This window comes from Peristeroidobacter agariperforans, from assembly GCF_004138335.1.
In the GTDB taxonomy this organism is placed as follows: Bacteria; Pseudomonadota; Gammaproteobacteria; order Steroidobacterales; family Steroidobacteraceae; genus Steroidobacter; species Steroidobacter agariperforans.
Genome location: NZ_RYFW01000002.1, coordinates 1,808,702 through 1,820,973, shown reverse-complemented (window position 1 = coordinate 1,820,973; position 12,272 = coordinate 1,808,702). Strand labels below are relative to the sequence as shown.

The 12,272-nt window shown below is 62.2% G+C and carries 14 protein-coding genes; 4 read left to right on the top strand and 10 right to left on the bottom strand.

What is annotated here, in order from left to right; all coding sequences use genetic code 11:
• Window positions 1-14: 14 nt before the first annotated feature.
• Window positions 15-821, bottom strand: a complete 807-nt coding sequence (locus tag EK373_RS21665) for a TIGR00730 family Rossman fold protein (protein ID WP_129645764.1) — start codon at window positions 819-821, stop codon at window positions 15-17.
• A gap of 191 nt (window positions 822-1,012) precedes the next feature.
• Here EK373_RS21665 and EK373_RS21660 point away from each other — a divergent pair, with 191 nt between their 5' ends.
• Window positions 1,013-1,678 (top strand): phosphoribosyltransferase, encoded by a 666-nt coding sequence (locus EK373_RS21660; protein ID WP_129645763.1) that lies wholly within the window; start codon window positions 1,013-1,015, stop codon window positions 1,676-1,678.
• Here the strand turns inward: EK373_RS21660 and EK373_RS21655 are convergent.
• Window positions 1,675-2,715 (bottom strand): hypothetical protein, encoded by a 1,041-nt coding sequence (locus EK373_RS21655; protein ID WP_129645762.1) that lies wholly within the window; start codon window positions 2,713-2,715, stop codon window positions 1,675-1,677. The genes EK373_RS21660 and EK373_RS21655 overlap by 4 nt on opposite strands.
• A gap of 23 nt (window positions 2,716-2,738) precedes the next feature.
• The gene (locus EK373_RS21650; protein ID WP_129645761.1) at window positions 2,739-3,677 is read right to left on the bottom strand and encodes a universal stress protein; all 939 of its coding nucleotides are present in this window, start codon (window positions 3,675-3,677) and stop codon (window positions 2,739-2,741) included.
• Between the two features lie 131 nt (window positions 3,678-3,808).
• On the opposite strand from EK373_RS21650, the gene EK373_RS21645 reads away from it, so the two are divergent.
• Entirely contained in the window at window positions 3,809-4,804 is a 996-nt protein-coding gene (locus tag EK373_RS21645) for a zinc-dependent alcohol dehydrogenase family protein (protein ID WP_232831176.1), read from the top strand.
• A gap of 15 nt (window positions 4,805-4,819) precedes the next feature.
• Here the strand turns inward: EK373_RS21645 and EK373_RS21640 are convergent, their stop codons facing one another.
• A complete protein-coding gene (locus EK373_RS21640; RefSeq protein ID WP_198683499.1) occupies window positions 4,820-5,101 on the bottom strand; it encodes a DUF2934 domain-containing protein in 282 nt (93 codons plus the stop codon).
• Between the two features lie 60 nt (window positions 5,102-5,161).
• Window positions 5,162-5,599 (bottom strand): Hsp20/alpha crystallin family protein, encoded by a 438-nt coding sequence (locus EK373_RS21635; RefSeq protein ID WP_129645759.1) that lies wholly within the window; start codon window positions 5,597-5,599, stop codon window positions 5,162-5,164.
• 219 nt (window positions 5,600-5,818) lie between these two features.
• Between EK373_RS21635 and EK373_RS21630 the strand changes: the two genes are divergently transcribed.
• Window positions 5,819-7,345, top strand: coding sequence for a L,D-transpeptidase family protein (locus tag EK373_RS21630; protein WP_198683498.1), 1,527 nt, complete (start codon window positions 5,819-5,821; stop codon window positions 7,343-7,345).
• Window positions 7,346-7,361: 16 nt separating this feature from the next.
• Here EK373_RS21630 and EK373_RS21625 read toward each other — a convergent pair whose 3' ends face one another.
• The 3 genes from EK373_RS21625 to EK373_RS21615 are packed head-to-tail and all read right to left on the bottom strand — an operon-like array spanning window position 7,362 to window position 9,002.
• Window positions 7,362-7,949 (bottom strand): NAD(P)H-dependent oxidoreductase, encoded by a 588-nt coding sequence (locus tag EK373_RS21625; RefSeq protein WP_129645757.1) that lies wholly within the window; start codon window positions 7,947-7,949, stop codon window positions 7,362-7,364.
• The gene (locus EK373_RS21620) at window positions 7,946-8,659 is read right to left on the bottom strand and encodes a c-type cytochrome (RefSeq protein WP_198683497.1); all 714 of its coding nucleotides are present in this window, start codon (window positions 8,657-8,659) and stop codon (window positions 7,946-7,948) included. Before EK373_RS21620 ends, EK373_RS21625 begins: the two co-directional genes overlap by 4 nt.
• A 1-nt stretch (window position 8,660) precedes the next feature.
• On the bottom strand, window positions 8,661-9,002 hold the full coding sequence (locus EK373_RS21615) for a TraR/DksA family transcriptional regulator (RefSeq protein WP_157994478.1): 342 nt from the start codon (window positions 9,000-9,002) through the stop codon (window positions 8,661-8,663).
• A 170-nt stretch (window positions 9,003-9,172) separates the two neighbouring features.
• On the opposite strand from EK373_RS21615, the gene EK373_RS21610 reads away from it, so the two are divergent.
• Window positions 9,173-10,723 (top strand): bifunctional aminoglycoside phosphotransferase/ATP-binding protein, encoded by a 1,551-nt coding sequence (locus EK373_RS21610; protein ID WP_129645754.1) that lies wholly within the window; start codon window positions 9,173-9,175, stop codon window positions 10,721-10,723.
• A gap of 12 nt (window positions 10,724-10,735) precedes the next feature.
• On the opposite strand, the gene EK373_RS21605 is transcribed toward EK373_RS21610, so the two are convergent.
• Together EK373_RS21605 and EK373_RS21600 are read right to left on the bottom strand one after the other, a co-directional pair.
• The gene (locus EK373_RS21605; RefSeq protein ID WP_157994477.1) at window positions 10,736-11,287 is read right to left on the bottom strand and encodes a GNAT family N-acetyltransferase; all 552 of its coding nucleotides are present in this window, start codon (window positions 11,285-11,287) and stop codon (window positions 10,736-10,738) included.
• Between the two features lies 1 nt (window position 11,288).
• On the bottom strand, window positions 11,289-12,260 hold the full coding sequence (locus EK373_RS21600) for a universal stress protein (RefSeq protein WP_129645752.1): 972 nt from the start codon (window positions 12,258-12,260) through the stop codon (window positions 11,289-11,291).
• Between the last annotated feature and the right edge of the window lie 12 nt (window positions 12,261-12,272).

Here is a 12,272-nt window from a genome sequence, read left to right as displayed (position 1 = left end):
TGTGCTCGCCGTGCTCAGCCGTGAGCGTGCAGTCTGCGACGTTCGATGCTCCGCCACGCCTCATCCGCCGTGTCTGCAAACTCGAACAGCTCGCAATGGTCGGCAGACACCATGCCCTCATCCACCAGGGCATCGAAGTCGATGATTTTCTGCCAGTAGCCGCGATCGAACAGCACGACCGGCACGGCCCGGGCCTTACCTGTCTGCAACAGCGTGAGCAGCTCGAACAACTCATCGAGGGTGCCGAAGCCGCCTGGGAAGATCGCAAGCGCATTGGCGCGCATCGCCAGGTGCATCTTGCGCATGGCGAAGTAATGAAAGCGGAACGTCAGCTCCGGTGTCGTGTATGGATTGGGGTGCTGCTCCACCGGCAATTGTATGTTGAAGCCGATCGACGGCGCCCCGACGTCATGGGCGCCCCGATTGGCCGCGTCCATGAGCCCCGACCCGCCACCGGTGGCGATCACGTTGTCGCGCCATTCGCCACCCTGTTTCAGCGCGCCGCCATATAACGAGGCGAGTCGGCCGAATTCTCGAGCGGCCTCGTACCAACGCAGTTGCCGCTGACGAAGCCCCTGCTCCTCACCGACCGCCGGCGGCAATCGACTCAGAGCCTCGGGCGAGGGTACGCGGGCGCTGCCAAACACGATGATGGTCGAGCGAATGCGCCAATCTCGCAGGACGAGATCTGCCTTTGCATACTCCAGCGCGAAGCGCACGGCGCGCATTTCATCGCGCAGCAGGAAGTTGAGGTCCTCCACCGCCAGCTGATAACTGTTGGAGCCCGCCTGCGGACTCGGCTCGGAAAGTTGCGTAGACATCCATGACCTCCCGTAGCCGAAGGTGCGCGGGCGACGGGACACTGACAGCTCGGGACTTCCAGCAGTGGACCAGGGTTTTCCCGCAGCTGCTGCCCCGTTCCGTGGCATCCACGTGCGCGCAGGGACATTCGCGGAGGGCGTCGCCAGGACGAATCGCGTACACGGAGGGAGAGTTCCTGCGGGAAACGGTAATGAACGATTTCAGCAACCGAACCGATGCGGGCCAGACGCTCGCCGGCCTGTTAGCCGCCTATAACGAACGTGAGGATGCGCTCGTCCTGGGGCTGCCTCGCGGCGGGGTTCCCGTCGCCTTCGAAGTTGCCGCAGCACTGCAATTGCCGCTGGACGTGATGGTGGTGCGTAAGCTGCGGGCGCCTGGCCAGCCCGAGTTTGCGATTGGCGCCATCGCGTCTGGTGGCATCTCGGTCCTCAACGAGGAGATTGCACCGTTCGTTTGCGATCCGGTCCAACTACGCGCCGAGATGCATCGCCAACATCAGGAGCTGTCTTATCGCGAACGGTTGTATCGCAACGACCGGCTGCCGCTCGATGTGAAACGACGCACGGTGATTCTGATCGACGATGGCGCCGCGACAGGCGCGTCGATGCGGGCAGCGATCCGGGCAGCTCGCAAGCTGGGCGCCACGCGTATAGTAGCCGCGGTTCCCGTCGGCTCCTCCGAGGCTCTTCGGGCATTACGCGATGAAGCCGACGAGGTCGTGTGCGCCTTGGAACCCGCGCTGTTCGTATCGGTCGGTCAGTGGTATCGAGATTTCGATCAGACAGACGATAGCGAGGTGACCGCGCTGATCGCGCAATCTCGCGCCAGGCCTCTCAAGCTCGAGCACGAACATTAATGCGTCTGGATGGTCGCTAGCGCGGCATGCCGCTCGGCCAACGCGATGTATTCATGGGCCTTCGCCGGCCACGGGGCGAGCGACGCCACCGTGGGATCCAGGATGTGCCACGCGAGGATCTTCGCCCGAACCAGCGCTCGACGTCCCTCATACGCATCGAGCAGACAGCGAGTGAAACGATCGCCGGACGCGTTTTGATAGGCCGTCACGATCTGATCGGCCACATCCGGTGCGCCAGCAACTTCACATTCCAGACGCAAGAAGGCGAGCTCTTCGGCCGGATCGAGCACCCGCAGCTCACGAGAGAACTCCAACGAATCGATCACACACGGTGGTGTGAGACAAATGTGCTCGGGGCGTAGATCGCCGTGACCTTCCACCACACGCCCCTCAATTGCCCGCCGTCCCAACTCTGATTGCAATGCTTGCAGCGCGGATTGGACAGCACCGACCGCTGAACGCACCCGTGCTGCGTCGAGTCTCAAATCCGGCGCGAGCAGCGCAATCCCTTCGCGCTCGGTCCGCTCGATCAATTGAGCAACGTAATGGCCCGCCGGCATGAAGTATCGCTGTTGCCGCTCGTAGAACCGCGCGAGCAGCGCTCCGATGTCTGCCAATACGGCCGGATTCGCGGACTTGGAAACAATCGCGCGATCGAGCATGCGCTCCGAGGGCAACCGTTTCATCCAAACCAGCCAATCGACGACGGCCCCCTCGCCGTTCACTTTGAGCATCCCCTGCCTGTCGATCGCCAGTGGCACCGCCCCGAGATAGGCATCAGGCGCGAGGCGCCGATTCAGGCGCACCTCATCCTGGCAATTGCGCTGCCGATCCTCGAGTGAGCGTAGATCGAGCAGCGGATAATCCGCCGGCTTCTTCATCTTGTACGCGTGCTCCCCGACCAGGAACACCCACGCGAAATGCGTTTCGATGACCTCGACCGAGGTCGCGCGTACGGGATAGGACGCGACCGAGCGCAACGCCGCCACCTTTTTTGCAGTGCTGACGTCGACCGCGCCCTCATCCACTGCGGACATCGTTCTATCTGGCGCGCGCAGGCTCACAAGACCAGCATCTCCGCGAAGTTCGGACTTTTTACCACTAACAAATCGCAGGGCAGCTGTTCCAGCACGTCCTCTGCTGTGCCGCCGATGAGTATGCGCCTCACGCCACGACGCGAGAGCGCGCCCATCGCCATGATGTCGATGCCACAGTCCCGCGCGAGGCGACAGAGCACCTCGACGACACCGCCGGTTTCCAAGTGAATGTTCTTCTCAGGAAACCGGTAGTCCGAGGTGATCGCCGTCAGCTCCTTGAGCTTTGATTTGCGCTCCTCTTCCAACGCCTCTGCAGGGATGTCTATGACAATCGGCGGTACCGACATCGTCGCCGCTGCGATCATGGCCGCCGGAATGTAGGCGTGAATTGGGTGTACCTCGCCACCGAGCGCAGCCGCGAACCTCGCCGCTTCTTGCAGGATGCAACGATCCAGCAGTCTCGGCTTGTCATCCATGTGACCGGGATCGAGCGCCGCGCCGATGCGGTGAGCCGTCGACCAAGGGGTGGCCTTGACCAGCAGCAGCGGCACCGGACAACTACGAATCAGTTCCCAGTCCGTATTAGTGAGAAACGTACGCTGCGCGATGCTGTGATGGTGCGTGTCCTTGATCACGAGTTCCGCGCAGGTGTGTTTGACGCGTTCCACCAGCTCCGCGTGCAGCGGATCGGCTGACACCACCTCCGTGGTCACTTCGATGCCCTCACGACGCAGCGGCTCGGCGAGCGATTCGAGCCAAGGAATCAACTTCTCTTCGAATGGCGCCTGTGGCGACAGCCGCAGATGGCGGCCGAGACGCAGGTCGCGCGCAGCCTTCGTTTCGCAAACAAACAAATCCAGGCGGGCCGCGAGCTGTTTGGCCAGAATGGCTCCCTTGGCAACGGCGGGTTGTTGTTGCGCGGTGGGATCGACGATCACCAGAATATTTTGGATCGGATTCATGACCCTGCCTCGGTGGAGTTATCCTTCACCAGTCTCATCCCGTGCCGCTGGTGCGGAAACCGGTGGTTCCCCCTAACCTACCCGCACAACCCCCGGGTGATGCATCTGCCGATGCGTGGAGACTTTCCTTCATGACCAGCGCGTCTTCCTTGTGCATGCGGTTGCACCGTCCCGGAGAAACGCTGGCGATGGAGCGCCGCCCCGTGCCGGCGCCCGGCCCCGGGCAGGTGCTTTTGAAGGTCAGCGCGTGCGGCGTCTGCCGCACGGACCTGCATCTCATCGATGGTGAGCTGCCCGAGCCTCGATTGCCCATCGTGCCTGGACACGAGATCGTCGGCACCGTGATCGGATGCGGCGAAGGCACGCACTACGGCCTCGGCACGAGGCTCGGTGTGCCCTGGCTCGGCCACACGTGCGGCACTTGTGACTTCTGCGCCAGCGGGCAAGAGAATCTTTGTGACCAGGCCCAGTTCACCGGCTATCAGCTCGATGGCGGCTATGCGGAGCATGTGGTGGCTGATGCTCGCTATTGTTTCCAGTTGCCCGAGACCATCGATGACGCGCACGCCGCGCCTCTGCTGTGCGCCGGGCTCATCGGCTATCGATCATGGCGAATGGCGGAGAGCGCGAAACGTTTGGGAATTTACGGCTTTGGCGCCGCTGCGCATCTCGTGGCTCAAGTCGCAACCCACAAGGGACAGGAGGTCTACGCTTTTACGCGCGCCGGAGACGTGACGGCGCAGCGCTTTGCAAAGCAGCTGGGCGCGAGTTGGGCTGGCAGCAGTGACGATCGTCTGCCCGTGCCTCTCGATGCCGCGATTATCTTTGCGCCGATCGGCCCACTCGTGCCGCACGCGTTGAAGGCTGTGCGCAAAGGCGGTAGCGTGATCTGCGGCGGCATTCACATGAGCGATATCCCTTCGCTCCCGTACTCATTGCTCTGGGGCGAGCGTGTCATTCGCTCGGTCGCCAACCTCACGCGCCGGGACGGGATGGAATTTCTGGCGCTCGCCGGTGAGATCGGCATCCGCCCCAGTATCGAAACGATCCCGCTCGCCGGCGCCAACGAAGCCTTGGAAAAACTACGCGCAGGCGCACTGAGCGGCGCGGCGGTGCTCATTCCCTGAGCGATGCGATCAACGCTACGGCGTGTCCGCCCCCGCAATCATCAAGTCGTGGTGCTGGGCTTCGGCAATGTCATTTTCGGCGGCGTACCAATCTTCGAGCTCATGACCCGGCTCGAAGCCACGCTTCTGCGCCCGAAAGTAAGCGGCGGTCGCGATCATCTCGCGACGGTCCACCGCGCGGCTCGCCGCTTCGACGGCAGCCATGCGAACGATCTCGGCGTGGCCCGGCGTCGGCTCGCGTTGACGTTTGGCTTTAAGCGATTTCGCCGCGCGGGCGATGTTCGGTTCGGCACTCATGAGAATTCTCCAAAGCACGATTTCCGGCAGGCAGTTGGACCGCCTGCCGAAAGTCATCGATCATTTCACTTCGACGGCAATGGGCTGTTCGGGCTGGGTCGGCGTGGTCTTCGGAATACGAACCTTCAGCACGCCATCCTTGCACTCGGCCTGAATGCCCTTTGCATCGACGTTGTCGGGCAGCGAGAAACTGCGCGAGAAAGAGCCATAGAAGCTCTCCACGCGAAGCTCGTTCTCGTTCTTCTGCTGCTTCTCCTGGCGGCGTTCGCCGGAGATCGTGAGCAGGCCTTGCTCGAAACTGACCTTGATGTCGTCTTTCTTGACCTCAGGCAGCTCGGCTTTGATGAAATAGTCGGTGTCCGTCTCGCTGATGTCGGCGAGCGGGCGCCACGCGCCCTCATCGCCTTCGAAACGGCGCACGGCGCGCGAAAAGAACGGCGAATACTGCCGAAACATATCCTCGACTTCGCGGAAGGGTTCCCAGCGGATGATGTTCATGTCCGGTCTCCGATGAATGATGAATGTCCGATCAACGACCGAAATGTTTCGGCATGAGACGGCGCACTCACCATTCGTGGAACGCCGTAAGCGCTACGTGCTCCTTACGAGCAAGGCTGCCGCGAGATGTCGCGATCGTCTCAGAGGATTTCCGGATGGGGAGTTACATGCGCACTGCGACACTTGGTGCTCCGACGCCACCACTTGAAGAGGGATTCAGTGACGCGCGCGATTCTCCTGGGAATGGCTGTTGTTGGGGCATGGTGGGCTGTTGTTACGCACGCAGCCGAGCCGCTGCTTTGGGTGAAACAAGGCCGCCCTTCGCCGCAGGCGGAGGACATCGAAGACGCGTTGCGCGAAGCCGAGCGGCACGGGCTGCGTGCCGATGCGTACCTGAGCGGTCTCACGAGCACTGAGCTGCAACGGGTACATGGCTCCCGAGCGGATGCTGAGTTGTTGAATCGATATGATACCGACCTGTCAGGGCGGGTCTCCCGTTTCGTGGCTCATCTGCGCTACGGTCGCGTCAACGCCAGCGCGGCGGGTTTCGACTTGCCGGCGACTAAGGAACGTACCGATATCCCGACCGTCGTTCGGCGACTGGCAAATTCCAGGAGCATCGAGGCGGAGATCGATTCGATCGAGCCGCGCGCCGTCCCTTATCGTCTTCTGAAGGAAGCCCTGGCCCGCTATCGACAGTTGGCAAAGGATCAAGTGTACTCGGCCCTGCCAGCACCCTCTGCGCGATCCGCTGAGTTGGGCGATGAGTACTCGGGCGCAATGCGGTTGCGGCAGCAACTGCTCCTGCTGGGGGACTTGCCGGCGACGACTGGCGCCTCGACCAGCTCCGCGACGCTTGATGCTCCCGTGGTGGACGGACTGAAGCGTTTCCAAAGCCGCCATGGCCTTTCGCCGGACGGCGTCCTCGGCAAACAGACATTGACGGCGCTCAACGTACCGCTGCGCCAGCGCGCGCGTCAGATCGAGCTATCGATGGAACGTTGGCGTTGGCTCAGCGAGCTGCCCCGGCCCGAGATCGTCATCAACATCCCACAGTTCATGTTGTATGCCTTGCCCCGGCCCGGGCGGCCCGGTGAGCAGTTGCTGGAGATCCCGGTGATTGTCGGTCAAACCAAGCAGCGTACGCCGATCTTCACCGCGTCCATCGAAGAAGTGATCTTCAATCCTTACTGGGACGTGCCCGTCAGCATCGTGCGTGACGAATTGCTGCCGAAGATCCGCGAGGATGTGAAGTATCTCGAGCGACACCACTTTGAGATCGTGCGCGGCGGCAACGAGGTTCAACAGCCGACGCCCGAGGCAATCGCGGCGCTCGCCGCAGGGAAATTCCGACTGCGCCAGCGACCTGGAGCCGACAACGCGCTCGGCCCGGTGAAGTTCGTGCTGCCGAACCCCTATTCCATCCGATTGCATGGGACCCCCGAACCCGACTTGTTCGCACTTTCGCAGCGAGCATTCAGTCACGGCTGCATCCGGATCAGCGATCCGGCGGCGTTGGCGGAATACGTGCTCGTCAATGCACCAGGCACATGGGACGCAGACGCGGTCGAGACTGCGCTGTGTGGCACAGCGCCACGACGGATCAAGCTCAAGACACCCGTACGAGTCATCGTCTTCTACGCAACGGCTGCGGCTACGGTATCTCGCGGCGTGATGTTCGCGCCGGACCTTTATGGGCACGACGCGCGGTTGGAAAAACTGCTGGCGAGCGCTCCGGCGTCGTAGTCCAGCCTTGCGAAGCTCAGACTGCGCGGGCCCCGAGCTCTCGCATGCGTCGCAGATACGCCTGCCGCTGTGTGAGCGAAAGCTTGGCAACATTGCCGATCACCGTGGCCCGTACGTGCCTGAACCCGATGAAGTGCAGGATGTTCCGTCGCAAGCTGCGAAGGCTGTGAGCGCGGAAGTACCAGCGATACAGCCAGCCCGGCATGCCCATCGTCACAACCACGCGCGCGCTCTTACCCGATTGCAGCTTCACCGGCCAACGTCCCAACTTGCGCGCACTGAATGCAAAGCCTGGTCGCAAGGTCTGTTCGAGCAGCGCCTTGAGCATGGCGGGCATGGAGCCCAGCCACAGGGGATACACGATGACGACGTGCGTCGCCCAATCCAGCATCGACTGGCAACGACGAATGGTCTGCAACGGCTCGCCCTTTTCATAGTCCGCCTGGGTCCGCAGCAGCGGAAATTCCAGATCCGCCACACGCAGCGTCAGCACTTCGTGCTTGCCCGACTCCGCCCCTTCGCGATAGGCGTCCGCAAGCGCGTGCACCAGCCGTCCGCCGGCGGGGTCGGGATGACCGTCGATGATGAGAATGCGTTTGCTCATGGCGTAACGGATTGCGCCGGCTGCGATGGACGTTGCTCGGAATCGACTACCGAACTGCCCGCCATCGGCAGGCGCGATGCGTAGTCGGCAATGGCGCTGAGCTGGTCGTATGACAGCTGCCGCAAAGTATCGACAATCTCAATGTCGACGCTGTAGCGATGATCCGCGGACAGATCGCGCATTTGCATCAGCAGGTATGAATAATGCTGCCGGCGTAGCGCTGGCGTGGCGTGAGCTTCGTTGCCACCACCTTGAGCGCCGTGGCAGTAAGCGCACAGACCTTGATAGTAACGCTTGCCCATCGCTAGCTGCGCGCCGTCGCCTGTTTCTGGCTTGGGGTTGGGATCGAGTGTGCCGAGATAGGTTGCGATGTCGCGCAAGGCTTGCGGCGTCGTTAGCGGCTTTCTGGCCGCGATCCGATGCATATCCGCCGATGTCCGTGAGCGCTCTGACAGATCGACGAGTTGCTTGATGACATAGATGGGCAGCTGCCCTGCAAGCGCGGGTATGACTTGCTCGGCGTTCCCATAACCCCGCGCGCCGTGACAAGTTGTGCAGTGCTCGTTGTAAATCTTCTTGCCGGCCGATGTGTCCGGCTTTGCCTGCAGGGCGCGTTCGATGAGCTCCGTGCTACGCACGTCCTGGCCAGCCGCAGGGCTCGCGAGCATGGCGGCGATCGAAATCGAGAGCGTCAGCAACGCTCTCTGCATGTCAGCTCCGCCCGCACTCTTGGCACGTCGATGCCTGAGGCACGGCCGCGAGTCGCGCCGGGGCAATCTCGTCGCCGCATACTTTGCAGATTCCATAGTACCCTCGCTCCAGGCGATCCAGTGCGACGTCGATATCCTCGATCTCACTGACGGCGGCCTCACCGATCGCGTGCAGCGACTCGTCGTTCTCCAACTGAATGGCGCGATCGCCGGCATCGCTACTGAGCGGATCCAATTGCCTGGACAGATCCTGGCCCACCCGACTGCCGCGCTGTTGCAACTCCAGCCGCCGGGTCAGCAGGCGTTTGCGAATTTGTTCGACGGACCGGGCTTCAGTGGCCATGGAACACCCGCACGTAGGGTCGCGTCTCGACAGTGAGACAACCAAATACTCCGGCGATGCCAGGCCGGGAACCATGCGGGTTTGGGCTTAGCCGTTACGTGGTCCCGCCGAGTGCTCCCCGGCCTTAGCTCGCTTAAGTTACTGATTGCCAGAAACCGCTCGAGGACGCCATGAGCGATGCAGATCGGCCCTTGTGTATCGAGGAACTGCTGGTCCCCTCAGCCTTCCCCCATGACGTAACCGAATTGCGCGTGGTGGAGACCCATATCTCGTGGATCGTTCTCACGGGAACGCGGGCTTACAAGATCAAGAGGCCCCTCCAGCTGGAATTCATCGATACGTCCACTCTGGAACGCAGGCGGCATTACTGCGAAGAGGAAGTCCGACTCAATTGTCGCCTCGCGCCCGAGCTATATCTTGGAGTCGTGCCGATCACGCGTGTGAGCGGTCGAGCACGCGTCGCAGGCGCAGGCGCAGCTATCGAATACGCGGTCTGCCTGAAGCAGTTTCCTGCCGATGCGGAGCTACCTGTATTGCTTCAACGCGAGCAGGTGTCGCTGGCGGAGATGATTCAACTGGGCGAAACCCTGGCCCACTTTCATCTGCAGACACCGGAACTCACCGGAGAATATGCATCCGACGCCACGCAGCACATGTATGACACGGTGCTCGCCAACCTCGAGCAACTGTTGGAGTACACCGAGCAGCGCTGGATGACTCCCGAGCTGCGGTGGTTGTGGGAATGGACGCGCAAAGCGATCGACGCGCACGAAGCCACTTTCGAAGAGCGGGTCCGCGACCACCGCATCCGGGACTGCCACGGCGATCTGCATGCCGCGAATATCGTACGGTTCGAAGGCCGGCTCGTTCCGTTCGACTGTATCGACTTCGATCCGCAACTTCGCACCGTCGATGTCATCAACGACATTGCCTTTCTGATCATGGATCTGCACGGCCACCGTCGCGACGACCTGGCAGCGGCGCTGCTCAGTCGCTATCTGGAGATCACCGGCGACTATGCCGGGGTGCGCCTGTTGCCGTTCTATGCCGTTTATCGGGCACTGGTACGAGCCAAGGTGGATGTCATCGCCGCCGAACAATCGACGCATCTTGCAGAGAGCTACATCGAGCGCATGCGCCGCCGAGTGCGCACTGCCCTCGAACTGACGCAGCGGCCCAGGCCCGTCCTGCTGCTGATGCATGGTGTGTCCGGCGCGGGCAAGTCATGGTTGAGCGAACAGCTGATTGCGCCGTTGCACGCAATACGCATCACATCCGACGTCGAAAGAAAGCGCCTGCTCCGCGCGCCCCCGACGACAGCTGGCTTCAAACAGGGGAACTATGCTCCGGAGACGAGCCACCGAGTTTACGCACGGTTGATGGATTGCGCGGAGAGCTGCCTGCAAGCTGGATTCAACGTGATCGTCGATGCGACCTTTCTGGAGGCGAGCGACCGAGAGTTGTTCATCTCTTCAGCCGACCGAATGGCTGTCACGTGCATGTTCATTTCATGCTCAGCTGACCCTTCGACGCTGCTGGACCGGATAGCTGCCCGGGTTGCACACGGGGGCGATCCCTCGGAGGCCGATCAGTCGGTGGTGCGCTCCCAGTTGCGAGATTTGGCGCCACTCGACACACACTATCGAGTCATCAACGTCGACACTCGCGACGCTGACGCCGTCGAGAAGGTCGCCAATGCTGTGCGCTCTCAGAGCTCGTAGCACGATCTTCGCTCAAAGCGAATCGTCGAGCCGACGCGAGATCTTCATGATGTGCCCGGCGGGATCGTGCTCGATTGTGAAGCTCAGACTTCGAGCCAGCGCCAGCATCGCGTGATTTTCCGGCAGCACCATTCCGGCAAGCTCGTGAAAGCCATGGCTGCGGGCAAAGCGCATCAATGCTCCGATGAGGATGGTCGCAATGCCACGGCGCTGCCACGCATCCGTCACGGTCACACCCAGTTCCGCCTGCTCCTGCCGATCCGTCGAGCCATAGCGGGCAACTCCGACAAACATCTCCTGGTCGCCGGCCCCCACGGTCGCGACCAACGCCATGCGTCGGTCGTAGTCGACATCCATGAACTGACTGAGCAGCTGTGGGGACAGATACTTCAGTGGCGTAAACATGCGGAAGTAACGCGTTTGCTCGGAAAGCGACTCGATGAATGCGATCTCGCGTCGTTCGTCGTCCGCACGCAACGGGCGAACCGTGATCGAAGTGCCGTCGCGAGTGGCGGTTGCCCAGGTCCACTCGTCCAACTTCAAGGTTGGCGGTGGCGCGAGCATCTCAGCCTGCGTACTGTGCCGGCACTCGCTTCCCGCGGCCGCTGCCGTTGCTCTTGCGAGCCGGCGCATGCCGTGGCGGCCGTTGCCGTTTCGTCGCGACATTCGCCGGCTTGATGACCAGCAGGTCGCATGCCACTCGATCAATGACGCGCTCGGCGGTGTTACCGATCACCGGATGGGTGTCGATGCTACGAGACACCGCGCCCATTACCAGCAGATCCGCCCCATCTCGCCGTTCGATTGAAGAGATGATTTCCTCGGGCGCGCCGGCTTTGACCTCACAATATTCCGCATCGATACCATGCCGGGAGGCCAGATCGCACACCGCCTGTTTGGCCGCCGCGACCACCAGCAAACGCACCGCCCGGGCATCGTCGCCGGCGTTGCAAGCGTGTACCAGTTTCACGCGGCCGCCGAACTGGTCTCCCACGACGCGCGCCGCATGCACCAGCCGATCATCGAGAGTTGCGGGCTTGTCGTGCGTATGAAAGGGATCGACTGCGACCAGGACGGTCGGCTCGAGCGGCATCTCAGGCGATCTCACGAACCACACCGGGCACGGGCACTGCCGGATCAACTCCCAATCCGTGTTGGCAAGCAGCCATCGCGCCACGCGCCCGTGCCGATGGCTCGCGCTGATGACCAGGTCCGCCTTGGTCTTGAGCACCTGACGCACGATGGCTTCGTGCGCGGGATAGTCCCAGGTCACGATGCATTTCGCGCCCGTGACTTTGGAACTTGCAACGAGCAATTCCATCCGTTCGCGCCGCTCCCGAATGGCCGAGGCAATGATCTGCGTCCGCGAGCCCATGGGAACGTCGTTGACCGGCTGCGGAATCATGAACGAGTTGAACAACACCAGCCGCGCGCCGCTTCTGAGGGCCAGCGCGGCTGCTTTGGTGAAGGCCGGTTGCTCGTGCGCGAACGGATCGGTGATCACCACCAGCAGCGTCTTCCACGATCGCAGGTTCATAGCTGTTCCTCC

Excerpts from the sequence above, each read along its gene's own strand:
- EK373_RS21665 (WP_129645764.1), bottom strand. The coding sequence starts at position 821 with ATGTCTACGCAACTTTCCGAGCCGAGTCCGCAGGCGGGCTCCAACAGT.
- EK373_RS21660 (WP_129645763.1), top strand. The coding sequence starts at position 1,013 with ATGAACGATTTCAGCAACCGAACCGATGCGGGCCAGACGCTCGCCGGC.
- EK373_RS21655 (WP_129645762.1), bottom strand. The coding sequence starts at position 2,715 with ATGTCCGCAGTGGATGAGGGCGCGGTCGACGTCAGCACTGCAAAAAAG.
- EK373_RS21650 (WP_129645761.1), bottom strand. The coding sequence starts at position 3,677 with ATGAATCCGATCCAAAATATTCTGGTGATCGTCGATCCCACCGCGCAA.
- EK373_RS21645 (WP_232831176.1), top strand. The coding sequence starts at position 3,809 with ATGACCAGCGCGTCTTCCTTGTGCATGCGGTTGCACCGTCCCGGAGAA.
- EK373_RS21640 (WP_198683499.1), bottom strand. The coding sequence starts at position 5,101 with ATGAGTGCCGAACCGAACATCGCCCGCGCGGCGAAATCGCTTAAAGCC.
- EK373_RS21635 (WP_129645759.1), bottom strand. The coding sequence starts at position 5,599 with ATGAACATCATCCGCTGGGAACCCTTCCGCGAAGTCGAGGATATGTTT.
- EK373_RS21625 (WP_129645757.1), bottom strand. The coding sequence starts at position 7,949 with ATGAGCAAACGCATTCTCATCATCGACGGTCATCCCGACCCCGCCGGC.
- EK373_RS21620 (WP_198683497.1), bottom strand. The coding sequence starts at position 8,659 with ATGCAGAGAGCGTTGCTGACGCTCTCGATTTCGATCGCCGCCATGCTC.
- EK373_RS21615 (WP_157994478.1), bottom strand. The coding sequence starts at position 9,002 with ATGGCCACTGAAGCCCGGTCCGTCGAACAAATTCGCAAACGCCTGCTG.
- EK373_RS21610 (WP_129645754.1), top strand. The coding sequence starts at position 9,173 with ATGAGCGATGCAGATCGGCCCTTGTGTATCGAGGAACTGCTGGTCCCC.
- EK373_RS21605 (WP_157994477.1), bottom strand. The coding sequence starts at position 11,287 with ATGCTCGCGCCACCGCCAACCTTGAAGTTGGACGAGTGGACCTGGGCA.
- EK373_RS21600 (WP_129645752.1), bottom strand. The coding sequence starts at position 12,260 with ATGAACCTGCGATCGTGGAAGACGCTGCTGGTGGTGATCACCGATCCG.